The organism is Tropicimonas sp. IMCC6043 (assembly GCF_004146235.1).
In the GTDB taxonomy this organism is placed as follows: Bacteria; Pseudomonadota; Alphaproteobacteria; order Rhodobacterales; family Rhodobacteraceae; genus Tropicimonas.
Map to the genome: position 1 here is coordinate 1 of NZ_SELO01000031.1, position 26,233 is coordinate 26,233.

24 protein-coding genes and 1 pseudogene are annotated in these 26,233 nt (G+C 66.3%); 14 read left to right on the plus strand and 11 right to left on the minus strand.

What is annotated here, in order from left to right; all coding sequences use genetic code 11:
- A partial coding sequence (locus EU800_RS19920) for a hypothetical protein (RefSeq protein ID WP_129635028.1) occupies positions 1-101 on the plus strand: 101 nt, incomplete at its 5' end.
- A gap of 93 nt (positions 102-194) precedes the next feature.
- Here EU800_RS19920 and EU800_RS19925 read toward each other — a convergent pair.
- Entirely contained in the window at positions 195-686 is a 492-nt protein-coding gene (locus EU800_RS19925) for a cupin domain-containing protein (RefSeq protein WP_129635030.1), read from the minus strand.
- A gap of 162 nt (positions 687-848) precedes the next feature.
- Here EU800_RS19925 and EU800_RS19930 point away from each other — a divergent pair, with 162 nt between their 5' ends.
- The 10 genes from EU800_RS19930 to EU800_RS19975 all read left to right on the plus strand — a co-directional run bounded on the left by EU800_RS19930 (position 849) and on the right by EU800_RS19975 (position 10,987).
- Entirely contained in the window at positions 849-1,244 is a 396-nt protein-coding gene (locus tag EU800_RS19930) for a VOC family protein (RefSeq protein ID WP_129635032.1), read from the plus strand.
- Between the two features lie 114 nt (positions 1,245-1,358).
- The gene (locus EU800_RS19935; protein WP_129635034.1) at positions 1,359-2,846 is read left to right on the plus strand and encodes a type VI secretion system contractile sheath domain-containing protein; all 1,488 of its coding nucleotides are present in this window, start codon (positions 1,359-1,361) and stop codon (positions 2,844-2,846) included.
- Between the two features lie 60 nt (positions 2,847-2,906).
- Positions 2,907-3,848 carry an XdhC family protein gene (locus EU800_RS19940; RefSeq protein WP_129635036.1) on the plus strand — a complete coding sequence of 314 codons (942 nt, stop codon included), beginning with the start codon at positions 2,907-2,909 and terminating at the stop codon, positions 3,846-3,848.
- Positions 3,845-4,432: an NTP transferase domain-containing protein gene (locus EU800_RS19945; RefSeq protein WP_129635038.1), complete on the plus strand. Its 588-nt coding sequence runs from the start codon at positions 3,845-3,847 to the stop codon at positions 4,430-4,432. The genes EU800_RS19940 and EU800_RS19945 overlap by 4 nt, the downstream gene beginning before the upstream one ends.
- A 147-nt stretch (positions 4,433-4,579) precedes the next feature.
- Positions 4,580-4,867 (plus strand): 50S ribosomal protein L28, encoded by a 288-nt coding sequence (gene rpmB / locus EU800_RS19950; protein WP_129635040.1) that lies wholly within the window; start codon positions 4,580-4,582, stop codon positions 4,865-4,867.
- Between the two features lie 631 nt (positions 4,868-5,498).
- Positions 5,499-6,950, plus strand: coding sequence for an aldehyde dehydrogenase family protein (locus EU800_RS19955; protein WP_129635042.1), 1,452 nt, complete (start codon positions 5,499-5,501; stop codon positions 6,948-6,950).
- 79 nt (positions 6,951-7,029) lie between these two features.
- Positions 7,030-7,785 (plus strand): energy-coupling factor ABC transporter ATP-binding protein, encoded by a 756-nt coding sequence (locus tag EU800_RS19960; RefSeq protein WP_129635123.1) that lies wholly within the window; start codon positions 7,030-7,032, stop codon positions 7,783-7,785.
- Positions 7,766-8,395: an energy-coupling factor transporter transmembrane protein EcfT gene (locus EU800_RS19965; RefSeq protein ID WP_129635044.1), complete on the plus strand. Its 630-nt coding sequence runs from the start codon at positions 7,766-7,768 to the stop codon at positions 8,393-8,395. Before EU800_RS19960 ends, EU800_RS19965 begins: the two co-directional genes overlap by 20 nt.
- Positions 8,396-8,947, plus strand: a complete 552-nt coding sequence (locus EU800_RS19970) for a biotin transporter BioY (RefSeq protein ID WP_129635046.1) — start codon at positions 8,396-8,398, stop codon at positions 8,945-8,947.
- 120 nt (positions 8,948-9,067) lie between these two features.
- The gene (locus EU800_RS19975) at positions 9,068-10,987 is read left to right on the plus strand and encodes a PAS domain-containing hybrid sensor histidine kinase/response regulator (protein ID WP_129635048.1); all 1,920 of its coding nucleotides are present in this window, start codon (positions 9,068-9,070) and stop codon (positions 10,985-10,987) included.
- A 15-nt stretch (positions 10,988-11,002) separates the two neighbouring features.
- Here EU800_RS19975 and EU800_RS19980 read toward each other — a convergent pair whose 3' ends face one another.
- Complete coding sequence (locus tag EU800_RS19980) at positions 11,003-12,331, minus strand: aspartate aminotransferase family protein (RefSeq protein WP_129635050.1); 1,329 nt, start codon at positions 12,329-12,331, stop codon at positions 11,003-11,005.
- Positions 12,332-12,494: 163 nt separating this feature from the next.
- Positions 12,495-13,640 (minus strand): annotated as a pseudogene (locus tag EU800_RS19985) (DUF6456 domain-containing protein).
- A 208-nt stretch (positions 13,641-13,848) separates the two neighbouring features.
- On the opposite strand from EU800_RS19985, the gene EU800_RS19990 reads away from it, so the two are divergent.
- Positions 13,849-14,145: a DUF6477 family protein gene (locus EU800_RS19990; RefSeq protein ID WP_129635052.1), complete on the plus strand. Its 297-nt coding sequence runs from the start codon at positions 13,849-13,851 to the stop codon at positions 14,143-14,145.
- A gap of 68 nt (positions 14,146-14,213) precedes the next feature.
- Here the strand turns inward: EU800_RS19990 and EU800_RS19995 are convergent, their stop codons facing one another.
- The 7 genes from EU800_RS19995 to EU800_RS20025 form a co-directional block, all read right to left on the minus strand.
- Entirely contained in the window at positions 14,214-15,452 is a 1,239-nt protein-coding gene (locus tag EU800_RS19995; protein WP_129635054.1) for a lipopolysaccharide biosynthesis protein, read from the minus strand.
- 37 nt (positions 15,453-15,489) lie between these two features.
- The gene (locus EU800_RS20000) at positions 15,490-16,221 is read right to left on the minus strand and encodes a hypothetical protein (RefSeq protein ID WP_129635056.1); all 732 of its coding nucleotides are present in this window, start codon (positions 16,219-16,221) and stop codon (positions 15,490-15,492) included.
- A complete protein-coding gene (locus EU800_RS20005) occupies positions 16,218-16,865 on the minus strand; it encodes a hypothetical protein (RefSeq protein ID WP_129635058.1) in 648 nt (215 codons plus the stop codon). Before EU800_RS20005 ends, EU800_RS20000 begins: the two co-directional genes overlap by 4 nt.
- Positions 16,866-16,902: 37 nt before the next feature.
- Complete coding sequence (locus EU800_RS20010) at positions 16,903-18,093, minus strand: glycosyltransferase family 4 protein (RefSeq protein WP_129635060.1); 1,191 nt, start codon at positions 18,091-18,093, stop codon at positions 16,903-16,905.
- Positions 18,090-19,169 carry a glycosyltransferase gene (locus EU800_RS20015; RefSeq protein WP_165354761.1) on the minus strand — a complete coding sequence of 360 codons (1,080 nt, stop codon included), beginning with the start codon at positions 19,167-19,169 and terminating at the stop codon, positions 18,090-18,092. The genes EU800_RS20010 and EU800_RS20015 overlap by 4 nt, the downstream gene beginning before the upstream one ends.
- Positions 19,170-19,330: 161 nt before the next feature.
- A complete protein-coding gene (locus EU800_RS20020; RefSeq protein ID WP_129635064.1) occupies positions 19,331-20,539 on the minus strand; it encodes a hypothetical protein in 1,209 nt (402 codons plus the stop codon).
- Positions 20,540-20,641: 102 nt separating this feature from the next.
- Positions 20,642-21,400 (minus strand): DeoR/GlpR family DNA-binding transcription regulator, encoded by a 759-nt coding sequence (locus tag EU800_RS20025; RefSeq protein WP_129635066.1) that lies wholly within the window; start codon positions 21,398-21,400, stop codon positions 20,642-20,644.
- A gap of 180 nt (positions 21,401-21,580) precedes the next feature.
- On the opposite strand from EU800_RS20025, the gene glpD reads away from it, so the two are divergent.
- Complete coding sequence (gene glpD / locus EU800_RS20030) at positions 21,581-23,176, plus strand: glycerol-3-phosphate dehydrogenase (RefSeq protein ID WP_129635068.1); 1,596 nt, start codon at positions 21,581-21,583, stop codon at positions 23,174-23,176.
- A 104-nt stretch (positions 23,177-23,280) separates the two neighbouring features.
- On the plus strand, positions 23,281-24,768 hold the full coding sequence (gene glpK / locus EU800_RS20035; protein WP_129635070.1) for a glycerol kinase GlpK: 1,488 nt from the start codon (positions 23,281-23,283) through the stop codon (positions 24,766-24,768).
- Positions 24,769-24,883: 115 nt separating this feature from the next.
- Here glpK and EU800_RS20040 read toward each other — a convergent pair whose 3' ends face one another.
- A complete protein-coding gene (locus EU800_RS20040; protein ID WP_129635073.1) occupies positions 24,884-26,188 on the minus strand; it encodes a UDP-glucose/GDP-mannose dehydrogenase family protein in 1,305 nt (434 codons plus the stop codon).
- Positions 26,189-26,233: the final 45 nt, after the last annotated feature.

The window sequence follows — 26,233 nt, forward strand, 5'->3', positions numbered from 1 at the left end:
AGCTGATCGCACCGATCGCGATGGAAGAGAAGCTGCGCTTCGCCATCCGCGAGGGCGGTCGCACCGTCGGCGCCGGCGTCGTCTCCAAGATCATCGAGTAATACATACTCGATGCGAGATGTCGGGGCCGCCCTCCGGGGCGGCCCTTCTCATTTTCTATGACCATCGCGCCGGTGTCGGCATGTCCGGCGCCGCTATTTCCTGCCAACGCTGCCGCCAAGCTCCTCGATGGCGTCCAGGTCGACCAGGTTCCAGGCCATGCCGGCATTCCGGAAGATCCGCTTTCCCTGTCGCGGGTAATCGCCCACGTCGTGGGCAAGCCTCTCGCCGACGACGATGCAGCGGAGCGTCTCGTCTCCGGTGTTCCGGATCGAATGCGCCAGGCCACCCTTCCGATAGCCGATGAAATCGCCAGGTCCGATTGGCCGCTCCTCCGTGCCGATCACGGCGGTCGCCTGCCCTGAGAGGACATAGACGCATTCGTCCTCGTGGTAATGGCGATGGTGTTCCGTGGTCTCGTCGCCGGGCGCGACCTCGATGATGTGAAAGCCGAAGCCGGTGATCCCCGCGAGATCGCCGAGCGACTTGTTCACCCGCCGCGCAACCGGATTGAGGAAATGCGTCTTCCGCACGCCTTCCATCGCGGCGATCTCCTCACGCGTCACAAGATAGGTTTCACCCGGCATCTGTCTCTCCATTGAGGTCGGTCCTGCCGCCCATCCTAGCGGCGAAGCGGTCCGATCCGAATGGCCGATTGTCCTCCCCCGGCCGTGGTGTCCGGCACGTGGCGCGTGACCTGTTTCGGGTCTATCCTGAGCCCGGAAGAATCGGATCGGGAGGGATGAGCGATGATCGACCATATAGGTGTGCCAGTCTCGGATATTGCCGCATCGCGGGCCTTCTACGCTGCCGCCTTGGCGCCACTCGGGATCGAGCCGCTGATGGAGGTCACCAACGAGATGACCGGCGGCCATGGCGCGCATGTGGGCTTCGGACTGGCCGGCAAACCCAGCTTCTGGATCGGCGACGGTCGTGCGCCCGGCGGGCCGGTGCATGTGGCCTTTGCCGCTGCGAACCGGGCGCTGGTGGACGCCTTCTACGAGGCCGCGATGGCGGCGGGCGGCCGCGACAATGGCGGGCCTGGGCTTCGTCCCGAATACCACCCCGACTATTATGGCGCCTTCGTGCTCGACCCCGACGGCAATAATATCGAGGTGGTTTGCCACGCGCCGGTCTCGGTCTAGGAAGCACTTACTGACGCCCCGGCAGGACTTGGCCACCGGATCCACGAATTTTCTGGAACGCGTCGGGTGAGGGAGTAGCATTGATACGGACGCCCTGATCCGAGGAGGCTCGTCATGTCCAATCCGCTCCGATTCTCTATGGAATTCGGCCGACCCGATCCCGCCAGCCGTCCGGCTCCCGGCCAGCCGTTGCGCATCCTGCTGATGACCGATCTCGGCGAGACCTGCAATTCGCGCGCCGACAAACCGGCGGAGACGCGCCCGATCGTTCCGATGGATATCGACCGTTTCGAGGACTATCTCGGGGCGGAGCGGCCGAGCCTTCCGACCGATTCCGGCGGGATCGAGATCCGCGAGCTGGAAGATTTCCATCCCGACCAGATCTTTCGCGTCCTGCCGGAGTTCCAGAAGCTGAAGGATCTCAAGCGACGCCTGAAAAGCCCGTCGAGCTTCGAGGCCGCCGCTCAGGAGGTGCGGGCGATGTTGCAGGATGCCCCGGCAGCGGAGGCTCCCGGTCCCGAGCCATCGCCCGAATCCGATGACGACACGCTGTCGCGGCTCTTCGGCAAATCCTCTGGCGCAACGGCCACGCCGACCGCGCAGGCTCCGCAGAGCAGCTTCCTGACCGGTCTGATCCAGAAGGCCGTCGCCGATCATATCGTTGCGGAATCCGACCCGCGGGCCGAGCACTATGTCGCGGCCATCGACGCGGCGGCGACCACCCGGATGCGCGCCATCCTGCATGATCCCGGGTTCCAGGCGCTGGAAGCTTCCTGGCGGGGGCTCGACATGCTGATCTCGCAGGTCGAGACCGACGAAGAGTTGCAGATCTTCCTCTGGAACGTCTCGAAGGCCGAACTCGTCGAGGCGCTTGGCCCGGAGGATTCTGAGGCCACGCAGTCGCTGCTCTTCCGGCGGCTGGTCGAACAGCGCGAGGAGGCGCCGTTGTCCCTTCTCGTCAGCGACATCGCCTTTGGTCCTGCGCCGGACGACCTCCGCCTGCTCGACGCGCTCGGCGCGCTTGCGGGCCGGACCGGGGCTGCCGTGCTGGCATCGCTCACGCCTGAAATGGTTGGCGCGACGAGCTGGCAGGCGCTGGCGGATGCGCCCGAGTCGCTTGGCGCACCGGATGTCGGCTGGACCGCGCTGCGCGCCGGCGCCGCCGCCAGCCAGATTGCCGTCTTCGCTCCGCGCTTTCTGATGCGCACGCCCTACGGCAAGCGGCTCGACCCCGTCGAGGCGTTTCCCTTCGAGGAATTGGAGCGCCCGGCCGAGGACCAGGCCGGATTTCTCTGGGGCGCTCCGGCGCTGCTGGCGACCGTGCTGATTGCGCAGAGCTATGCGCGGGACGGCTGGGCCGCGCGGCTGAATGCCAATCGTGACTACGGCGACCTTCCGCTGGTTTCCTACGAGGCAGATGGTGTGCCGCAGATGAAGCCCTGCGCCGAGGCGCTCCTGCCCGAGAGAGCGGCAGAATCATTGGTGCGGCTCGGGCCGGTGCCGCTCGTCGCAATGCGCAATGGCAACGCGGTGCGTCTGCCCTGGTTCCAGACCATTGCGGATGGCGACGCGGAAGGGCGCCTGGGGCCGTTCGCCACCTGAGCGCCGGGCTTGCCGATTCGCTGCCGTGGGACCAGACTGACGTAAGGACACGGACAGGCGATGACGATACACAACCCAGCCATGGGGCCGGTTAAGGACCCTCTCGCAGCGCTTCTGGCTCACCACGGGCCGGCCGTTCTTGCGATGATTGTGGGGGTCGACGGACCGTCCTACCGGCCGGTCGGCGCCGCGATGTGTGTGTTTCCTGATGGCCAGCGCGCCGGGACGCTGTCCTCGGGCTGCGTCGAGGCCGATATCGCGCTGCACGCCCTGGAGGCGCTGGAGCAGGGGAGGCCGCGACAGATCCGATACGGGCGCGGTTCGCCCTTCCTCGACATTCAGCTTCCCTGCGGCGGCGGGCTCGACATCCTGCTGATTCCCGATCCGGACCGCGATGTGCTGTCACAACTTGTGAAGGACCGGCATGCGCGGCAAGTCCGCGTGCTGGAAATCGATACCGCCAGCGGGGCGATGCGTCTGGCGCGGGCGGGCGAGCCAGGCCGTGACGGCGACCTGTTCCGCACCCGGTATCTGCCCGACATTCGCTTTGTGACCTTCGGCAAGGGGCCGGAGGCCAGCACCTTCGCCGCACTCGTGCAATCCGCCGGCTATCCGAACCTGATCCTTTCGCCCGATCACGAGACCCTCTTGGATGCCGCAGCGCACGGCTGCGCGACGCGGCATCTCGTGGTGCAGGAGATGCCGGGCGATCTCGACATCGACGATCGCACTGCGGTGATCCTGTTCTTCCACGACCACGACTGGGAACCGCCAATCCTGAAAGGCGCGCTGGAAACACCGGCCTTCTATATCGGCGCTCAGGGCAGCCAGCGGGCGCGCGACGCCCGGCTGTTGATGCTCGAGGCGATGGGCGTCCCGGAGGCGGCGCGGGCGCGGCTCTTCGGGCCGGTCGGGCTCATCCCATCGGCGCGGGACGCCGGCACGCTGGCAGTTTCGGTGCTGGCCGAGATTCTTGCTGAGGCCGGGGCGCGCGGCGGATGAGGCGAGTCGGACTCGTCCTCGCAGCGGGGCAGTCCCGGCGCTTCGGAGCGGAGAACAAGCTGCTCGCGCGGGTCCAGGGAAAGCCGCTTGCGGCCTGGGCCGCCGAAGCGATGCGGGGCGTGCCGCTCGACCACCGGCTTGCGGTGGTATCCGCCCCCGAGGTCGCCGCGCTCTTCGCGGGGTTCGAGATCCTGCACGCCGACGGGACAGAGGCGGGGCTGGGCGACAACCTGCGCCTCGGAGCTGCGCGGGCGCAGGCGCTCGGGGCGGAGCGGCTGCTGGTCAGCCTCGCCGACATGCCCCTGATGCGCCATGGCATCCTTGCGGAGATCCTCGCCGCATGTGTGGAGGGCGGCGCCAGTGCGGCCAGCGACGAGGACCGGCGGATGCCGCCGGCCTGTTTCTCCGCTGCCTGGCTCGACCGGCTGACTGCGCTCGACGGCGACCGCGGGGCAGGAAGTTTGCTCGTTGAACTGCCGCCCGAGGCGCTGGTGCGCCTGCCCGCGCCGCTCCTTGCCGATATCGACAGGCCCGACGATATTGCCGCGTTGGAAGCCCTCGGCCGGTCCGACGAACCGCCGTGATCCGGGGCCGGGGGAATCGGGTTGACACCGGCCCCGGCATGTAATTAAAGGCCCAAACGGAATTCGCGGCACCCCGGTTCGAGCCTCCGATAAAGCTCAAGGATCGGGGGGTGCTGCTATTGTCATTCGAAAGTCGAGGAAAGACCCATGTCGCGTGTCTGCGAACTGACCGGTAAGGGCCCGATGGTTGGCAACAACGTCAGCCACGCCAACAACAGGACCAAGCGCCGCTTCCTGCCCAATCTACAGGATGTGACGCTGATTTCCGACGCCCTCGGGCGCAGCTTCAAGCTGAAGATCTCCAGCGCAGCGCTGCGCTCGGTGGACCATCGCGGCGGGCTCGACGGCTTCCTCGCCAAGGCGAGCGATGCGGATCTTTCGGCCAAGGCGCTGAAGATCAAGAAGGACATCGCGAAGGCCGCCGAAACCGCCTGAGCGCGACGCCTGAAGCGACGATGAAATGGCCCTGCCTGTCCGGCGGGGTCTTTTCGTTTGGGAGGGCTTTCTGGGACCGGCTCGATGAATGTCCAACGCCGTGCCGAACTGGTATCTGGTCTTGGTCGGCCGACCGGGCAGGGGCGTTCGGCACCAGGATAACCGAAGGTGCCCGAGGACCAGAAAAGACTGGACACCCCGGACACCAACACGCGTTAAGCCACACAGCCAAAATAAACATGAAAGGCTCTTGGCCGGCGCGAATATCCACTCGCAAGCGGGCATGTTTGCGACCGCTTCGCCTTAGTCCGGGCGCAAGCAGGCAACAACGCAGCACTTGTGACTGCTTCCTTCACAAGTGTGGCGGCGAACCGAAACCGGGTAGTGGATTGGGTCCCGGTCCGGCTGCGATCCACCCGATCCCGGCTCAACCGTTTCCGCCGGACGGGCGGTTTGCGGCGAAAAGGTGCCCCGCACGCAGTCGCGCGGTCTCTCCGGGTATTTCGGAAACTCACTGTTGCCAGCTGTCGTGGCCCCGGCTCCGCGGCACCGGAGAGCGTTGACACCACGTCCGGGACGGGATTGCCTGCCCCTGTTTCCGTATCGGGCAGAGAACAGGGGAGATCAGGTCATGGCAGAGGCGAGCGCAGGCTGGTTCGACAGCGCCGAAATGTTCATCGGTGGGCAATGGGTGGCGCCGGAAACACGGCTTCCGCTGGAAGATCCGTCGACCGGGGAGGAGATCGGCATGATCGCGCGCGGCGGCGCGGCCGAGATCGACGCTGCCGTCGACGCCGCTCGCGCGGCTTTCGATGGCGCCTGGGGCCGGACACCGGCGGCCGAACGCGGGCGGCTCCTCGCCGCGATCGGTCGGAAGGTTCTGGCGCGGGTCGACGACCTCGCCCGGCTGGAGGCACTCGATGTCGGCAAACCGCTCACACAGGCGAGGAACGATGCGCTGGCGCTGGCTCGCTATATGGAATTCTACGCCGGCGCCGCCGACAAGCTGATGGGCGAGACCATTCCCTACATGGATGGCTATACCGTCTATACGCTGCGTGAACCGCTCGGCGTGACCGCGCATATCATCCCATGGAACTACCCGATGCAGATCATCGGTCGCTCGGTCGGCGCGGCGCTCTGCGCCGGCAATGCGGTGGTGCTGAAACCGGCCGAGGAGGCCTGCCTCACGGCGCTGGCCTTCGCCCGGCTGGCCGAGGAGGCCGGGCTGCCGGCGGGGGCGATCAATGTCGTACCGGGGCTCGGCGAGGAGGCGGGTGCTGCGCTCGCCGGTCACAGAGGCATCGACCATGTCTCCTTTACCGGATCGCTGGCCGTGGGGCAGGCCGTGCAGAAGGCGGCGGCGGAGAATGTCGTGCCGGTGACTTTGGAACTTGGCGGCAAGTCGCCCCAGCTTGTGTTCGGCGATGCCGATATCGACGCGGCGCTGCCCTTCCTCGTCAACGCTGGCATTCAGAATGCCGGTCAGACCTGCTCGGCCGCCTCGCGTATCCTGGTCCACGAGAGCCGCATGGACGAGGTCGCCTCTCGCATGGCCGAGCGCTACGCGGCGCTGCGGGTCGGGCCGGCGCTGGCGGATCTCGAGGTCGGGCCGCTGGTCTCGGCGCGGCAGAAGCAGATCGTGGAAGGGTATTTCCGACTCGGCGCGGAGGCCGAGATTCTCGCCGAGGGGCGCATCGTCCCCGACGCCCCGGCGGGTGGCCACTATGTCGCGCCGCGGTTGATCTCGCGCATCGCGCCGGGCCATGTGCTGGCGCAGGAAGAGATCTTCGGCCCGGCGCAGGTGCTGTTGCCCTTCTCGGACGACGACGAGGCCGTGGCGATCGCCAACGGCACCGGGCTTGGGCTTGTCGCGGCAGTCTGGACAGCCGACGGCGCGCGGCAGATGCGGCTGGCGAAGAGGCTCCGGGCCGGCCAGGTCTTCGTGAACAATTACGGCGCCGGCGGCGGTGTCGAGCTTCCCTTTGGCGGCACAGGCAAGTCCGGGCATGGCCGCGAGAAGGGTTTCGAGGCGCTCTATTCCTTCACCCAGCTCAAGACGGTCGCCTGCCTGCACGGATGACCCGGGCGGCGAAAGGGCTTCGACATCTCCGCGAGGTTCGTGTAAAGCGCGCGCGATGAAGCGCGAGACGATATCCGACATGGGTGGCGATGCGGTGTTCACGGCGGCCGGGCCGGCTCCGGGCAAGGGCCTGCGTCTGACGGAGGTGTCTCTGACCCTTGGCGGACGCGCGGTGCTCAATGGTATCGACCTCGCCATCACGGAGCGTCGCGTCGGCATTGTCGGGCGCAATGGTTCGGGCAAGAGCACGCTGGCGCGGGTGATGACCGGCCTGCTGGCGCCCGACTCCGGCAGTGTCGATGCGATGGGGGTCGATGTCGCACGCGACCGGCGTGCGGCGATCCGCACCATCGGCATCCTGTTCCAGAACCCCGACCACCAGATCATCTTTCCGACCGTTGGCGAGGAACTGGCCTTCGGCCTTCGCCAACAGGGGCGGAGCCGCGCCGAGGCGCGGCAGGCGGCGCAAACGATCCTCGCGCGATTCGGCAAGGCGGATTGGGAGACGCGCAGCGTCGAGACCCTGAGCCAGGGGCAAAAACACCTCATCTGCCTGATGGCAGTACTGGTGATGGAACCGGCGCTGATTGTTCTCGACGAACCCTTTACCGGGCTCGACATCCCGACCACGCTGAGCCTGCAGCGGCAGCTCGAAAGGCTCGCGCCGACGCTGATCCACATCACACACGACACGGCAGCGCTGGCGGGATACGAGCGGGTGATCTGGGTGGAGGCGGGCCGGGTCCATCGCGACGGTCCGGCCGAACCGGTGCTCGCGGCCTATCTCTCGGCGATGACGGCGGAGGAGGCGCGCGATGCTGACGCTGGTCTCTGAGATCGACACGCCCTATCACCGGCTGCCGGCCGGCGCGAAATTCGGCGCCCTGTCGCTGGCCACGGTGGCGCTCTTCCTGGCCGAAAGCCTGACGCTGCAACTTGCCGCGCTGGCCGGCGTGGCGGCGCTCTACCTGCGTGTCGGGCCCGATTTCCTTAGTCAGGGGCTCCGCTCCCTGCGCCCGCTCCTCTTCTTTCTTGTCATCGTCGGGCTCTGGCACGGCCTGCTCGGCACGCCGCGCGACGGACTGGTGGTCTGTCTGCGGCTGCTCTCGGCGGTCGCGCTGGCCAATCTCGTCACCATGACGACACGGCTCGACGATGCCATCGACCTCGTGATGCGGCTGCTGCGCCCGTTCCGTCGGCTCGGGCTGAAAACCGGTCAGATCGCCTTTGCGATCGCCCTTGTCATCCGCTTTGTGCCGGTAATGATGGAGAATACCCGCCGCCTGCTCGACGCCTGGCGCGCGCGTTCGGCGCGGCGCCCCGGCTGGCAGGTGCTGGCGCCGATATTTCTCGTGGCGATCGACGACGCAACCCGCGTGGCCGAGGCCATTCGCGCCCGCGCCGACCTCGCCACCTATACGGACCTCGACGATCTGGAGACCTGAATGGAACGCAATATCGCTCTCGTCGCCCTTTTTGCCGCGCTGATCGCGGTTCTCGGGCTGGTACCGAAGCTCACATTGATGACGGGCATCCCGATCACCGCGCAAAGCCTCGGCGTGATGCTCTGCGGCACCGTGCTCGGAGCGCGGCGCGGCGCGCTTGCGGTGATGCTCTTCCTCCTGATGGTCGCGCTTGGCCTGCCTCTGCTGGCCGGCGGCCGTGGCGGCCTCGGGGTCTTCGCCGGTCCGACGGTCGGTTTCCTTGTGGGCTTCCCGCTCGCTGCCCTCGTCATCGGCTGGATGACCGCCCGGTTGTCGTCGCTCCCGGTCGGGCCGGCGGCTGGCATCTCGGCCGCTCTTGGCGGTATACCGGTGCTCTACATTCCCGGCATTCTCGGCATGATGGTAATGCTCGACATGTCGGCCGGAAAGGCCGCAGTGTCGATGCTACCCTTCATTCCCGGCGATCTCATCAAGGCGGTGCTGGCCGGTGCGATCACCGCCGCGCTGGCAAGAGCCCGCCCGGGGCTGGTCGCCAGCCGCCCGGCCGGCTGAGGAGGCCGCATCCCCTGCCGCTCAGACGACCGGGGGTGTTTACCATTTGTTCCAGTTCCGCTTGATCTGTCCGGAGAACGTGCGCTCAATGCTCGCGAGGCTACCGGGCAGTTTCAAGGCATGTCCTTTCCGGATTCGAACGAACTTTCAGAGGCGATTCGTGCCAGCGGTGCGGTTCCCTGGCGCTGGACGCTCGGCACGGCGCAAATCGAGATATCGCGAACGTTTCTCGATCCGGCTGGCGGTGGCACCGGCGGCCCGGACTTCGTGCCGCTCGAAGGCGTGTTCCTCGGGCAGGAGGACGCGGCCGGTCTTTTCGAACGCTTCGTCGAAGCCCTCCGATCCGGCGCGCCTGTGGACGAGCGCCTCCAAGTCGCGCAGCGGGGTGAAGGGCAGCGGTGGCTCCGGCTCTTTGGGCGCTGCGACACGTCAGGAAGAGCAGGCGGGCGACGGCTTGTCGGCCTCGCACGCGAGATTAACCTGCGCGAGACCCGTGATATGTGTCGACGTGACGCGTCGGGCGGCGATGTCGGAACCTGGGAGATCACGCGCGGCCAGCCAAATGTGACCTGGTCGCCGGAGCTTTATGACCTCTTCGGCGTTTCCCAGGGAACCTTTCACCCACGGATGGACAATTTTGCCGACCTCTTCCATCCCGAGGATCGTTCGCGGGTGCAGGAGATCGTCGGCCGGCTGTTTCGCGACGTGTCGAGCGAACAGGGCCGGCTTGCCCCTGTCCGGATACGGGTCCTTCGGCCCGACGGGACGATTAGGCATTGCGAACTCTCCGGTTTCCGGCGTTTTGACGCCGAGGGACGTGTCATCGGCGCAGTCGGCGAGGTCCAGGACATCACCCAGCTTGCCGAGGCCGAACATCGCCTCGCACAGGCGCAGAAGCAGGAGATCGTCAGCCGGTTTTCCGGCGGTGTCTCGCATGACTTCAACAACTTGCTTTCGGTGATCCTGGGCAGCCTCGAACTGGTCCGCGATGCCGGAAGCGAGGCCGAAAGGGCGCTCCATATCGACGCGGCGATGGCGGCGGTTCAGCGGGGCAGGGACCTGACCCGGAAGCTGTTGTCTTTCGCCGGAAGGGCCGATCTCGCGCCGGGTGTGGTCGATCTGAACCGCATTATCGACGGCATGCGGGAGATCCTTGGGCGCCTTTTGCCGGAGGCGATCTCGTTCGAGATCCGGATGGGAAAGGACCTCTGGACCGTCAACCTCGATGCGGCGAATTTCGAGAACGCGCTGCTCAACCTTGTCGCCAATGGCAGCGAGGCGATGAGCGGCGCGGGGCGTCTCACGATCAAGACAGAGAACCGCGAGCTCTCGGGAACCTGCGTCTGCGTCGACCAGGAAACTCTCCCGCCGGGCCGGTACGTCGTGGTCTCAGTCACTGATTCCGGCAACGGCATTCCCTCAGATCGGCTCGCCGACGTTTTCCTCCCCTTTGTCACACAAGAAATGGGCGCGGGCGGCAACGGCCTTTGCCTTCCCATGGTCCGGGGGTTCGTGTCGCAGACGGATGGCTGCATGCGGATCCATTCCGATCCGGGTCAGGGCACCACGGTCTCGATGATCTTTCCGGCCGTCGCACAGCCGGTCCGGGACAGCGCACCGGATTGCGTGAGCCCGGAGGCGCTTTTGTCCGGGCGTGTGCTTCTGGTAGAGGACGAACCGCTGGTCATGCAGATGCTGGAGCGGCGGCTGCGGGGCTTCGGTCTCGATTGCGTGGCCGCCGTCTCTGGCGCCGAGGCGCTGCGGCTCTTCGAGACCGCGGGTCCGTTCGACCTTTTGCTGACCGATATCGTCATGCCCGGCACGATTCAGGGCACCGGACTCGCCACCCATCTCCGGCGTCAGCAGCCGGATCTGCCGGTGATCTTCATGTCTGGCTATCCGAACGAGGAGGCGATGCGAAACGCGGCGGCGCGGCCGGACGAAATTCGGCTGGTGAAGCCGATTTCCCGGGCCGAACTGGTCGTGGCGCTAACCCGCGCGCTCTCCCGGCACACGCTGGTGCCCAAGGTACCGGCCTGATCCTCAGGCGGAACGTCAGGTGGCGGCGAGCGCGCTTTCGATCGCGCCGCCAAGCTTGTCGATCAGCTCGCCGATCTGCGCCTCCTCGAGGATGAACGGCGGCGCCAGCAGCACGTGGTCGCCAAGCTTGCCGTCGCGCGTCCCCGACATCGGGTAGCAGATCAGGCCGGCCTCGAACGCGGCGGACTTGATCCGCGCCGCGAGCCGCTTCGCAGGGGCGAACGGCGCCTTGCTGTCGCGGTCGGCGACAAGTTCGAGGCCGCGGAAGAGCCCGCGGCCGCGGATGTCGCCGATATGCGGATGGTCCGCGAAGCGTTCCCGGAGCGCCGCGTCGAGTTGGCCGCCGATCTCCTGCACGCGCGCCACGAGGCCGCGCTCGAGGATCGCCGTCAGCACCGCCCGCGCCGTTGCGGCGGCCACCGGGTGGCCGAGATAGGTGTGGCCGTGCTGGAAAAAACCCGAGCCGTTTTCAAGCGTCACATAGATCTCGGCGGTGCAGAGCATCGCGCCGACTGGCTGGTAGCCGGCGCCGAGACCCTTGGCGATGCAGAGGATGTCGGGGGCGACGCCGTCGTGGTCGCAGGCAAAGAGGTGCCCGGTCCGGCCCACGCCGCACATCACCTCGTCGAAGATCAGCAGCACGCCATAGCGGTCGCAGATCTCGCGGATGCGCGCAAGATATCCGTCGACCGCCGGCACCGCGCCGGCCGTCGCGCCCACCACTGGCTCGGCCATGAAGGCAATGACGCTGTCCTCGCCGAGTTCGAGGATCGTGTCCTCGAGCTCCCGGGCGGCACGCTGGCCATACTCCCAGGCGCTCTCGTCGGGAGCGCGCAGGACATATTCGTAGCAGGGCGAGATATGGCGGACATCGACCAGAAGCGGCGAGAACTGCTGCCGCCGCCATTCGTTGCCACCGGCCGCGAGGGCTCCCAGTGTATTGCCGTGATAGGACTGCCGGCGGGCGATGATGTGCCGCCTCTGCGGTTCGCCGCGCTCGACATGGTATTGCCTCGCAAGTTTGATCGCCGATTCCGTGGCCTCCGAGCCTCCCGAGACGAGGTACACCCGGTCGAGATTGCCCGGCGCGTGGCGGATGAGGAGATCAGCGAGCTCTTCGGCAGGTTCCGTCGTGAAGAAGCTGGTATGGGCATAGGCGAGCCGGCCGAGCTGTTGTTGCGCGGCGGCGATGATCTCGGGATCGCCATGCCCAAGGCAGGAAACCGCCGCGCCGCCCGAGGCATCGAGGTATCGCTTGCCTGCGGCATCAAAGAGGTAGCAGCCCTCGCCCCGCGTTGCGACGGGCGGGAGGGACTTGGTGTGACGGGGAAAAACATGGCTCATGGCGCACCTCGGAGGTTGACCGGACCTGTCCGATCAAATCCGATTCCGGCGCGGTCGGAAAGCGAAATGGAGGGCGTCCGGATCGGGCAGCGGTCTGGGCCGAGCGGACAAGTCTTGCCTTCTCGGCCCGCCGGACCTACCCCACCTCATCCGCGCGGCGGTGTCAGCCGATCATGCCCCGGCCCGGGCCGTACTGGTCCTCGTAGTGCCGCGCCAGCCGTTGCAGTGCGATCCGCAGGACGATCTTGCCCGATCGGGCGGACCACCCGAGGCGCTTCTCTGTCGCCTCAAGTCCGTCGAGGTAGCAACAGCAGCGCAGCACCATGTCGCCAAGTCCGGGGCCGAGTTCTTCCAGTGCGCGCTCGACGCGGTCACGCGCGCCTTCCGGGCCCGAGACCGGATCCCGTCCGGCAAAGCCGCCGCGGGCACCTCCGGTCAGGAAGCGCTCCCAGTTCTGGGCAACCCGCGGACCCATCTGCGCCAGCTCGAAATCCTCGCGCAGCCGCTCGGCTGCGGCAACATGCTCCGGCTCGAGAAAGCGGGTACCGTCCTTTTCGCGCCGGCGCGCCAGCGCAACCACCGGGCTTTCGGCCATGTTGTAGCGCACCCGGCGCGGGCGGTCGGACTCCGTCTCGTCGAGCACGACCTTGTGGCCCCACTGGCGATGCTGGTCGCCGAACGGCGTCGGCGCCTCGGCAAAACCGCCGGCCTTCGCGCTGTCTTCGCTCAACAACCGTTAGAGCGCCGAACGACCCGACGCGGTAATCGTGTAGCTCGCCACCCTCCCGGCGGATTTGCAGGCGATCCAGTCCTTCAGCGCGAAGGCATGCGCGACGTGGCGATCGACCACCGCGGTCCGGTTGGTGCTTCCGTCGGGCATCTCGCGCAGCACCGCAGCCTTTTCCATGTCCGTCGCAACGGCAAGAACCGCGCCGCTCTCGGCGAGGCGGCGCAGGACCCGGCGGGCTTCGCGGTTCACGGTCGTCTCGTCGCAAACCTTGCGACCGGGCGTGTCTACGGCGGGAAAATGTGCGGACATTGGGGCGGTATCCTCGGAGCCTGAAGTGTCGTTGCAGGTCCTGAAATGCGCCTTGCCCAGATGCGCCAGAGCCTCGTCCACCAGCGGGTCGTCCCGCCGCTGTTCGAAGCGCCGGATACGACGCAGGATCGTCGAGGCATGACAACCTTCGGCACGGGCGACCTCTCGGATCGACAGCCCCTGCTCGGTGTGTCGAAGGTAGTGCATGGCGGCCTGCGGGACCCAACCGGGCACTTGGCCCTGCCGATCTTCTGTTCTGTGTCCCGTCATTTTGACCTCTCGACGACCCCATCCTCTGCTGTTCCGGGCATCCAACCACTAGGGTCAGATTGGTTACTCACAGGTTAAAATCAGAACCTGAGGGCAGAATTGTTTAAAAATCGCAAACAATTCTGACGATCCCGTGCGGTCTTATCCACAGAACCGCAACATCGCGGCGAGCTGTGCCACGGTTTCGCGACATCCACGGAGATCTGACATGACAAACGTCACCGAAGCCCTCGCCCAGATGCGCCGCCCCGGACTGTTGATCCGTGCGGCGCGTCTGGGTCAGTCGGGATACGATCGCAATCGCGACCTGAAGCGGATCACTCAGGGCGAGGCCTTGTTGATCCCGGAGCGTGCCCTGCCGCGGCTGATGGACCTCGAGGCCGAGCTCGAATACAGCCGAAAGACACATGACTCGGCCTATCTTCCAAGCCGCCATGTCGCGACCCTGACCGCGCTTATGGCGGAAGCGCGTGCGCTCTTCGCGCGCGGTCCGGTGGCAGTCTAGAAGACCACGTCGCGATCTGCCTCCGTCCGCGCGCCGTTGTCGTCCGGCACCGCCGTCCGGGCGGAGGCTCAGCCCAGTTGTCTGCGGAATTCGGCACGGGTCCTGGCGGCGAGGCCGAACGAGATGCCGAAGCCGTAGCCGACCAGAACGACCGCAGAGATCCAGACTTTGCCGGAGAGGCCCGCGAGGACAAGGCCGACGGCCAGCGCCGCAATCATCGCCAGGTTGAGGTTGCGCACATATCGCTCGGTACCGAGCTGGATCGCCGTCAGTTGCACCGGGCCGAAGGCGGAGAGGCCCAGCTGGTGGAGGGAAACGAGGCAGAGCGTGAGAAACAGCAGCCCCTTGTCCTCGAACCCGGCCAGCGGCCCCATCTGCAACAAGCTCAGCCCGTAGATCAGGACCAGCACGCCGACGGCCGCGAGCAGTGCCACCGCGAACGAGAACCGTGCCGCCATGCGGAAATCCTCTTGCGCCAGTCGGAGCGCGCCACTCCGCACGTGACGATTGATCTTGGCGCCGTAGAAGGCGCGGCTGGCAATGACGCCGAACGAGATCGGGTTGCTGAAGCGCAGCGCGATCGCGAGATAGGCAAGCTGGTCCATCTCGACGAAGAACCCGGTGACGAAGACCGGAAGATGCGCGCCGATGCTGCGAGAGACTGCGACCTGGAAATGCGCCGCGTTGCCACGCACAAGCCCGCCGCGAAAGCGGTTTCGCAACGCTTCGGGCAGCAAGGGCAGGACGTAGACGAGCGCCGCGACGAGGCTCGCCAGTGCATAGACCGCCAGGAAGGCGGCGACGGAACGGCTGCCCGAGACGGCCAGCAGGCCGAAACCGGCGAGCAGGAACGCCGTGCGCAGGATCTGGGTCACGAACTGGCTGCGGGTGCCCCGATCGGCGGCGCGAAGGATTCCGTCGGCGATGGTCTGGGCAGAGACAGCCGCACCGATCGGCGCCACCCAGAGCAGTTCGGGCCGGGCGAGAGTCGCCACCGCCGGGCCGGCAAAGATCGCGATGGCGAAAGCGACCAGCGTTCCGCAGATATAGAGCGCGTAGGTATTGGCGACGGGCGCCGGCCGCCGGTCGGCGTCAAGATCGAGCGGGGCGAAATCTGTGACCAGTGTGGTCTGATAGCCGCGCTTCAAAAGGATCGACGCCAAGCCGCCCGCCGAAATGACCCAGGCATAGCGGCCATAGAGCTCCGGTCCGAGGAGCGCGGTCAGGAGCAGGATTGTCGCAAAGGTCAACGCGGCGCCAATCGCCTGAATTCCTGCGATCGCAGTCATAATCGTCAGCGGCGCCATGGCTCGTCTCGCGTTGTCGCTGCGCCGCGCCCTCCTGTCATGAAGTTAGACATCCGACAAGGGCGTAGAGCAGCCGGTCCGCCGGGCTGACCCGCACATCGGCACGGTCGGCATCAAAACTGGTGCGGAAGCTGGGCGTACCGAACATCTCGCAGCGCAGATACGCGCCTTCGGGGCCACTTGCCGCCGCTGGGAAATCGAAAACGGCCTCCAGTCGGCCAAGCTTTTCCTGTGGCACCAGGATGTAGGGTCCGGTGCGCCGATAGTTGCGGAACTGTCTGTTGCGGCGCAGATAGGCTAGGAGCAAACGCGCCCGCGATCTTGGTGTCTGGTCGTACTGGGTTCGGTATCTCCGCACTGAGGCCGCCCAGGTCGAAAAGGCGCGGATAGTGTGGACCACCGTAACGTCGCAGCCGAGCGCCCGGTAGCGTTCCACGGCGTGGTCCGTCTTGGAGGTGTCGACCAGCACATCGCTCTTTTTCCCGCCCACGGAGAGCAGCGCCGCGTAGGGGTCTCCCTCCGGCCGCGCTAGGACCTCTGCCCAGAAGGGATCTGCTTCGATCTCGGCACGCTTTGCAGCGCGAAACTCCGGCTTGCCCCATCTTTCGCTCCGCGCGTCGAAGGTCGGATCGGTGAGCCGGCCGGCCGCGAGCATCGTCTGCCAGACCTCGCCGGCGTTCACGGCCTCGAGCCGCCGCGCGATCCAGTCGCCCACAAAGGTGCTGCCAGAGCGCGGCTGACCGACCAGATAGTAGACCCGCATCGTCATGGGCGCCACTTTGCGGCCTCGCAGCGGCGAAACAGCTCCACCGCTGCGTCGAACCGCGGCAAAGCGACGATCTCGTCGAGGAATTTGCTTTTTAGCGCCTCCTTTTCGGCGTTGGGACGTGAGCTGAGGTGACGTTCCTTCCGGTCGTCCCGCGTCGCCGATGCGATCAGTTCGTCGGAAATCTCATAGGCGAGCCCGGCATCTTCCAGGAGTGCTGTCGCGACCTGCCTCGGCGCGGCGACAACATCCTCGAAGCTGAGGACCCGCAGGCTGGGCGCTCCCATAAGCTCCAGCGTCGTCTCGGCATAGGCGATGTACAGATCGAGGCTTCGGGCCGCGGTGCGGCGCGCATCCCAGACCAGCCAGGACGCGATGCAATCGCGCGGGTGGCGGAAGAGCACGTAGGTTGGCAGGTCGTACCGAATTGCCATGGTGATCTGCTGGGCCCGGTGGACGTGATGCGCGATCCTCAGCTGATTCCCCGTAGCGGCCCGAAGGATGCGGTGCAGGAACGTGTTCGCCGAGCGCGGGTATCCTTCGATCACGAGGTCGCAGTTCGGCGTGACCCACATATGCTGACCGAGCTGGGCGTTGCGGATCCGCGCGGTCAGCGCAAAGAGATGCGGGTTGTCGAGGAGGGTCATGCTCTCATGCCTTGTTCGGGGCGGATGGGTGAGTGTCTCATCGGCACAGAACGGCGTCCATCCTGGCCTGCCGGAACCGCTCCCGCGAGAAGTCCGCGTCGAAGCGCGTGCGCGAGGCGGCCCCCTGGGCGGCGAGCGTTTCGCGGTCGGTTGTCAGGAGGAAGGCGGCGATGTCCTCGGCTCCGATATCGCGTTTGCACAGGCCGTTCTCCCCGGACGTCACCATGTCGGGGATAGCGGCATGCGCGCTTGCGACGATCGCGCAGCCGTTCGCCATCGCTTCCAGGACCGAACGCGGCTGCGCCTCGGTCGGATAGGAGGTCGGCAGACAGAAGACATCCGCGTCGAGCATCAATCGCCGCGCCTCGGCCCGTTCCCAGACAGCGCCGCCAATGTCGACCCGGCCGGAGGCGAGGATGTCGTGGCCAAGCTCTTTGCGAAACTCCGCCTCCAGCTCCGGCACCGGCCATGTGCCGCGGAAGGTGAAGCGGAACGACTCGAGATGGCCCGCATCTGCGATGCGCCGGATCGCCGCTCCGAGGACACGGTATCCCTTGGAAGGGATGAAGTTCGAGAAATAGAGCACATGGACCGGGCCACGGTGCCGCGCCTTTTCGGCCAACTCGTCCGGCGTCGCGATCATGTCGGGATCGACCGTGTTGGCAACGACGCGGAGCTTGTCCGCCTGCTCGGGCGGCAACACCCGCAGGAGGAGATCCGGCGCGGGCAGGAGCCGGTGGCTGAGACAGATCGAGCGGCTGCAGGTAGCGAGCTGCCACCGCCGCAGCCGGGTGCGCAGCCGTCCCTTCGGATTGAAGAAATCCCCGTTATGCGAGCTCAGGACGATTCGCAGGTCTTTGTGCCGCCGCAGCGCGAAGCGCATCGACAGCACATCGCGGATCGTGCCGCCAAGCGTGCTGGCGGCAATGATGAAGAGAGTGACGGGGACATGGCGCGATCTTCCCAGCGCCAGGCCGAGATCGGCGAGCGAGGCACGGTGGTCGGTCAGCTTCGCCAGCAGGGACCGGAGCGAGCGCCGCGTGCCGGGTATGTGCACCCAGCGATAGCGCATTTCCACCACCTCTGTCTCGCATGCCTCCGACAGCGCCTCGAGCGCCGTCTGGGCCGCGAGCACCGCGCCGTTCAGGCCCTTGGCCCTGTCGGGCAGCGGAATGAAGAAGATCACACGGCCATCGGGCACCGGCAGCGGAGACGTTGCGGCCTTCATGCGGCCCTCGCCGGCCGTGCAGCGACGGTGCCAGCCCCCGTCAGTTCGTCATAGAGACTGTCATAGGCGGCGGCCATGCGCGCGACCGAGAAGCGGTCGAGCTGTTTCTGCAACCCGCGCACCCGCGCCTCGATCTCGGACGCCGGAAGCGCGCGGATGGCACCCACCTCCCGGACGAGGCGCGCCGGATCCTTGTGGTCGATCGTCACCGGGCGCGGGTCCCAGCCGTCGAGAATGAGATCGAGTTCGGGGCTCTCGCTGACGAATGGAAGGAAGCCGAAGGCCATCGCCTCGAAGATCGTGTTGGACATTCCCTCGGTCGAACTCGGCAGCACCAGCATGTGATCGGCCGGGTCGAAGCGCTCGCCCCAGTCACTCAGCCGTCCGTGAAGCCGAACGGCCGCGCCGATGCCGAGCGCGGCCGCGCGCGCCTCGATGCGCGTGCTTTCCGGGCCCTCGCCGACGACGTCGAGCCCGGTGATGCCGTGGTCCTGCATCAGCGCAGGCAGGGCCTCCACGATCAGCGGCACCTGCTTGACCCTGACCAGCCGGCCGACAAAGAGCAGGCGGTCCGGAACCTTGGCGATCGGACGCACGTGCGGCACGGTCTCGATCCCGTTGAAGATCACCTGCGTTCGTTTCGGGAAGCCCAGGGCGCGGCGCAGGGAGAGGCGCGGCAGCAGATGCGGATAGTTGGGTACGATCCGCTCGGCCGCGAGGTGACAGAGATAGGGCGAGCGGTCGCGGAGCGCGCCGGGTCCGGAATTGCGGGCCTTGCACCGGTCGCCGCTGATGATGATCCGCCCTTCCGCACGCGCGGCGACCATCGCCGGGATCGTCATCCGGTCGGGAAGCCAAAGCTGGACGATATCGACCTCGTGCCGGCCGATCATGCCGCGGATACGCCGATAGATGTCGCGCAGCCCGAGGCTGGGCAGGCATTCGACTTCGGCGACCGAGGGGCGCTCGTTGCCCGCCAGAACCGCGATGACATGGCGATGCCGGGAGGCATGGACCAGCAGATTGAGCTGGCGCTCCGCACCACCCTTTTCCATATGCGCAATCACGTGCAGCACCGTCCGAACCGGCGCGGACGGAGCCTTCGCGGCGTCGGCCTGAACGGACGATGCCGGCGTGCGCTGCCGTGAAGATCTCTCGATCGGGACCATGTGTGTGCTGCGGGCGATGCTGTCGTTGCGGTATATGGGCGGGTGATAGCGGGGGGCTGGGACTGCGTCTAGGGAGATGCCGGGGTACCGGGCTTCGGCGTCGCCGGCTCCGGCGCGCTGTGGCCAGCGCGTCGGTGAACCGGGTCCGGGAAACCGGACGATCGGCGGGGCCAGGTCGTCATCATCACCGGAACGAGGAGCGGGAAAAACGCCCAGGTCGTCATCAGCGTGTTGTTGAAAAGGCTCACGGAAATACCGAAGAGGCCGGCGACGCGCATCGGCAACGGTGCCGGTCGAAGGATCAGCGCGTAGACCAGGTAGGCTACGATGAAGCCGCCGAAGACCACCCCGTAGGTGCCCAGCAATTCGACGAAGAAAACCTGCGACGGCGTCAGCCCGATATCCTCGGTCCGGCGCACGATGGCATCTGTCCCGAGCCCGTTGAGCGGGTTCGCCAAGATGAGCTCGAAATAGTCGCCCAGGGCCGCCAGTCGTTCGGCATTGGATCCTTCCCGGAGCAGCCAGAGTGCGCGGAACGCCTCCGAGAGCGGCAGGATCGCAAGGCCGAGCAGGCCGCCGACCGCAACGAAGGTGACGGCTGCCGAGGAACGGAACGAGAGATACCAGGCCGGCAGGAAGCCGGCGAGCAGCAGGATCGCGCCGCGGCTCTGGGTCAGAATCACAAATGTGACGAGGATGAGCGCGACGGAGATGAACTGGAGACGGGGAATCCGGGTCTTCTGTCCGGTCACGAACCAGCAGATCAACATGTAGAAGATGGCATAGGCCGCAGAATTCGGCTGGAAATAGGCGAAGTAGAAGCGTTTGAGCGAGACGCCGTAGAGCGTGAAGGAATCCGTGATTCCGATCGCCGCGCCGCGGGCGGCGAAGCTGTCCGGCGCCAGCTTGAGGTATATGCCTTGCAGGATGAGGATGCCGACGCAGAGCAGCAGCAGCCTGCGCATGTCGTCCGGCCGCAGCGCGTAGACCGTGTTGGCGACGAACAGGCCGGAGAGGAACTGAGCCCAGATCAACATCGAGTAGAAGCCGAACTCCCGGAACATGAGGTCGAAGAGCGACGCGAAGACCAGGCAAGCCACCAGCGGCAGGATTCGCCGCGCAAAGCCGATATTGAGCCGCAGCCGTCCGTTGATGCCCGAGAGCAGGACCAGCGTCGCGAGAAAACCGTGCCGCACCGTGTCGCTGAGCGGCATCGGCACCAGCCGCAGGCTGGCGGTGAGGAAGAGCGCGATCAGGATCAGTCGGAGATGCTTCATACGTCGTGACCAGCGGGACCGGCGTCCTTCATAGCCTCGCAGGCGGGGCGCTGTCTGCCCCTGAATACAGGAGTCTTTCGTCGGACCCGCCGTAGCGTTTGGTCAGGCGACCACCACCGAGGTGCCCCAGTCGCGGCAGAGCCGGTCGAGCGAGGGCGTCAGCGGCCGGTCGGTAAAGAATCCGTCGATCTCGCCCAATGACGCGATTCTTGCGGGCGCGTTGCGCTGAAACTTTGAATGATCGGCGACGAGGTAGCTGCGCCGCGCCTGACGCAGGATCGATTGCGAGACATGAACCTCTTCGACGTCGTAATCCATGAGGTCGCCGTCATGGTCGAGCGCCGAACAGCCGATGACGGCGATGTCGACCTTGAACTGTTCGATCACATCGCGGGTCATCGCCCCGGTGAGCCCGCCATCGGCGCGCCGGAGCATGCCGCCGGCAACCATGATGTCGACGTCCGGGTTGGCAACGAGGATATTCGCGACGTTGAGATTGTTGGTGATGACGAAGAGGTTGCGGTGCCGCAGAAGCGCCCGCGCGACGGCTTCGGTCGATGTGCCGATGTTGAGGAAGACCGAGCAGTCATCCGGGATCTCGGCGGCGCATCGCGCCGCGATCGCCGCCTTGGCTGCGGAATTGAGGTCTCGCCGGTCCTCATAGCCGATGTTGGAGACGCCCGAGGGCAGCATTGCGCCACCATGGACCCGCTCGAGCTGTCCCGCCTCGGCGAGATCGGTCAGATCGCGCCGGATCGTCTGGAGGGTGACGCCGAAGCGGGCCGCGAGGTCTTCCACGGTCACCTTGCCATGCTGACGGGCCAGTTCGAGGATATCGGTCTGTCGGAAGCTCTGCGCCATGGCGCGAAAATGTTCGATTTATCCGCAATTGGGAAGAGGAAAGTACAGATCTGGCCAAAAAACTGCCTGATACCTCCGAGCGTCGCTGCTAATCGAATAAAAACGAGCATTTTCGATTGACTGGTGGTCCGATCCATGGTGCTGTTGGAAGGCAGTCTTCAGACACACCCGGAGTATGCCATGGCCCAATCGCGCGCGGCGCAGGATGTATTCGACGTTTTCGTCATCGGTGGCGGAATCAACGGATGCGGCATCGCGCGGGACGCGGCCGGGCGCGGGCTGAGGGTAGGGCTGGCCGAAATGGGCGATCTCGCCCAGGCGACCTCCTCGGCATCGACAAAGTTGTTCCATGGCGGGCTGCGCTACCTTGAGTATTTCGAAGTTCGGCTGGTGCGCGAGGCGCTGGTCGAGCGGGAGGTGCTGCTGCGCGCGATGCCGCATATTTCCTGGCCGATGCGCTTCGTGCTGCCCTACGATCCCGAGATGCGCTTCGACGCCGAGACGCCGGCCTCGCGACTTCTTGGCTGGACCATGCCTTGGACTCGCGGCCGGCGGCCGTCATGGATGATCCGCTCCGGCCTTTTCCTTTATGATCATCTCGGCGGACGGAAGATCCTGCCCGGCACCCGGCAGGTCGATCTGAAGAGCGATCCGGCCGGCGCGCCGCTCGCCGACCGATTCACGAAGGCGTTCGAGTATTCCGACTGCTGGGTTGAGGATTCACGTCTTGTCATGCTCAACGCGCGCGACGCAGCCGCCCGTGGCGCGGACATCCTGACGCGCACCAGGGTCGTGCAGGCGACGCGGGACGGAGCAGTCTGGCGCGTGACGCTCGAGGACGCCGAGACGGGCGCGCGTCGCGAGGTGAAGGCCGCGATGCTGGTCAATGCTGCCGGCCCGTGGGTAAAGGCGGTGCTCGACGGGGTAGCGCATGTCGACATGCCGGCGCGCATCCGGCTGGTGCGTGGCAGCCATATCGTCACCCGCCGCCTTTACGACCATGACAAGTGCTACTTCTTCCAGGGGCGCGACGGACGGATCATCTTTGCGATTCCCTACGAGGGCGATTTCACCCTGATCGGCACCACCGATCGGGAACACGCGTCTCCGGATGTTCCCCCGGTCTGCACCGAGGATGAGAAACGCTACCTGATCGATCTTGCCTCGAGTTATTTCAGGCAACCCGTGCGGGAGGAGGACATCGTCTGGAGCTATTCCGGTGTGCGCCCGCTCTATGACGACGGCGCGAGTTCGGCCACCGCGGCCACGCGCGACTATGTGCTGAAGGTCGACACCGCCGGCGCGCCGTTGCTCACCATCTTTGGTGGCAAGATAACCACCTATCGCCGGCTCGCTGAAGCGGCACTGGAGAAGATCTCGGCGCATGTGCCGGGAGCGACCGGGCGCTGGACGGCGAGTGCGCCGCTGCCCGGCGGCGATTTCCCGGTCGACGGTGTCGCCGCCCTGACCGCAAGGGCGCAGGCCGACTATCCCTTCCTCGACGCGGCCTGGGCGAAACGTCTGGTGCGCGCCTATGGCACTGAACTGTGGGACATTCTCGGCGCGGCGGAGAGCGCGGCGGACCTCGGTAGGGGCTTCGGATACAACCTGACCGAGGCGGAGCTCCGCTGGATGATGGAAAAGGAATTCGCGCGGAGCGCGGAGGATGCGCTCTGGCGTCGTTCGAAGCTCGGCCTCCGGCTGAGCGAGGCCGAGGCGAAGGACGTGGCGGCCTTTATGACGTCCGCGCGCAGCTCCTCGCCCGACGCGGCCTGAAGACGTCTTTCCGCCGGCGGCGGGACGTGCCAGATTTCGCGATATCCCCGGCTCGCGCGCGAGGACCGCGTTGAGTGGGACGAAACCGAAAACAGGGCGGACCCATGACCTACATCCTTGCCATCGACCAGGGCACCACCTCGAGCCGCGCCATCCTCTTCGACGGCGACATGAAGATCCGGGAGGTGGCGCAGCAAGAGTTCCCGCAGCATTTCCCGAGCTCGGGCTGGGTCGAGCATGATCCGGAAGATATCTGGGGCACGGTGCTCAGCACCTGCCGGGACGTGATCTCCAAGGCGCTTCTGAACCCCTCCGACGTGGTCGCCATCGGCATCACCAATCAGCGCGAGACGACGCTGGTCTGGGACAGGGAGACCGGCGAGCCAATCCATCGGGCCATCGTCTGGCAGGACCGCCGAACGGCCGGGATCTGCGAAGAGCTTCGCGCCGCAGGGCATGAGGAGGAGGTGACGGCGAAGACCGGCCTGCTGCTCGACCCCTATTTCTCGGGCACCAAGCTCAAGTGGCTGCTGGACAACGTCGATGGCGCGCGGGAGCGTGCGGAGGCGGGCGAACTGCTCTTCGGCACGGTCGACTGCTACCTGATCTGGAAACTTACCGGTGGCAAGGTTCACGCGACCGACGCCACCAACGCTTCGCGAACGCTGCTTTACAACATCCACAGCGGTGGCTGGAGCCGGATGATGTGCGAGTTGCTCAACATCCCAGTGGCCATGCTGCCCGAGGTGCGCGACTGCGCCGCGGATTACGGCGAGACCGATCCGGAGATCTTCGGCGAGTCGATCCCGATCCTCGGCGTTGCGGGCGACCAGCAGGCGGCGACCATCGGACAGGCCTGTTTCGAGGCGGGCATGATGAAATCCACCTACGGGACGGGGTGTTTCGCGCTGCTCAATACCGGCGACACGGCCGTCACCTCGCGGAACCGCCTGCTCACCACGATCGCCTACCAGTTCGGAGGCAAGCCGACCTACGCGATCGAGGGCTCGATCTTCATCGCCGGCGCGGTGGTACAATGGCTGCGGGACGGGCTGAAGATCATCGACGCGGCGCCCGAGAGCCAGGCGCTCGCCGAAACGGCCGATCCGAGCCAGCAGGTGATCGTCGTGCCGGCCTTCACCGGGCTCGGTGCGCCCTATTGGGAGCCGGAATGCAGAGGTGCGATATTCGGCTTGACGCGGAATTCCGGCCCTGCCGAGATCGCCCGCGCGGCGCTCGAGAGCGTCGGCTTCCAGACTCGCGACCTGCTGGAGGCAATGCGGGCTGACTGGCCGAATGCGAGCGAGGCGGGAGTGCTTCGGGTCGATGGCGGGATGACGGCCAACGACTGGGCGATGCAATTCCTCTCCGACATCATCGGTGCGCCGGTCGATCGGCCGGAGATCCTCGAGACCACAGCGCTCGGTGCGGCCTGGCTCGCCGGGATGGAGGCCGGGCTCTATCCCGACCGCGCGGGTTTTGCGGAGACCTGGGCGCGGGAGCGCCGCTTCGAGCCCGCGCTCGATGACGCGCGGCGAGACGAGCGTTACGAGGCCTGGAAACGGGCGGTGCAGGCGGCGATCTCGGCCTGACGGCTGCTGCGCGAACCGGGTTCAGGACGGGCCGATCCGGGAATGTCCGGGACGCGGGTTGGCGACGCGGCCGGTCCTGCTGCCGGTCGAGCGGGCAGGACCGAACGCGCTGGCCTCAGCGGCCGACCGCCACGTAAGTTTCGAACCCGGCGGCTTCGGCATCCGCAGCAGAGTAGACGTTCCGGAGGTCAGCCATGCGCGCGGTGGCCATGGAGCCGGCGATCCGCTCCAGATCGAGCGCGCGGAACTCGTTCCACTCGGTGAGGATGACCAGCGCATCGGCACCCTCGGAGGCCTCGTAGACATCCTCGACCCAATCCACGCCCGGCAGCAGTGCCTCGCCTTCGCGGCGGCCCTGCGGGTCGACCACGCGAACCTTCGCCCCGCCGCCAACCAGCGCGGGCACAATGGTGAGCGAGGGCGACTCGCGCATGTCGTCGGTATTCGGCTTGAAGGTCACGCCGAGCACGGTGACGATCCTGCCGTTGAAACTGCCGCCGCAGAGATCGCAGAGCTTCTCGATCATCCGCCGCTTGACGGACTCGTTGACTCGAATGACCGTCTCGGTGATCTCCTGCGGCACGGAATGCTCCTGGCCGATGCGCGCGAGCGCCGATGTGTCCTTGGGAAAGCAGGAGCCGCCATAGCCTGGCCCGGCATGCAGGAACTTGTTGCCGATGCGCCCGTCGAGCCCCATCCCCTTCGAAACCGACTTGATGTCGGCGCCGACGCGCTCGCAGAGCGCCGCGATCTCGTTGATGAAGGTGATCTTGGTCGCGAGGAAGGCATTGGCGGCGTATTTGATCATCTCCGCCGATTCGAGGTCGGTGTAGACGATCGGGAATTCGCGCAGGAAGAGCGGGCGGTAGATCTCGCCCATGAGTTCCCGCGCGCGCTCCGTCTCGACACCGACGACCACTCGGTCGGGGCGCATGAAATCGTCGATCGCCGCACCTTCACGCAGGAATTCGGGGTTGGAGGCGACGTCGAACTCGGCCTCGGGCCGCGCGGCGCGGACGATCTCCGCCACCTTGCGGTTGGTGCCCACAGGCACGGTCGACTTGGTGACGATGACGGCGTAGTCGGTGAGGCTCTGTGCGACTTCTTCCGCGGCGGCGAAGACATAGGACAGGTCGGCATGGCCGTCGCCGCGCCGCGTCGGCGTGCCGACGGCGATGAAGATCGCGTCCGCGCCGTCGACAGCTGAGGCGAGATTGCCGGTGAAGGAGAGCCGGCCGGCGGCGACGTTGCGCTCCATCAGCGCGTCGAGGCCGGGCTCGTAGATCGGAACTTCACCGCGCTCGAGCATCTCGATCTTGGTCGGGTTCTTGTCTACGCAGACGACTTCGTGGCCGAAATCGGAGAAACACACACCCGAGACCAGGCCCACATATCCGGTGCCGATCATCGCAATCTTCATACCGCCGCCTCCGCAGTGCTGGTTTTTGTCGCACCGCGCATGGGC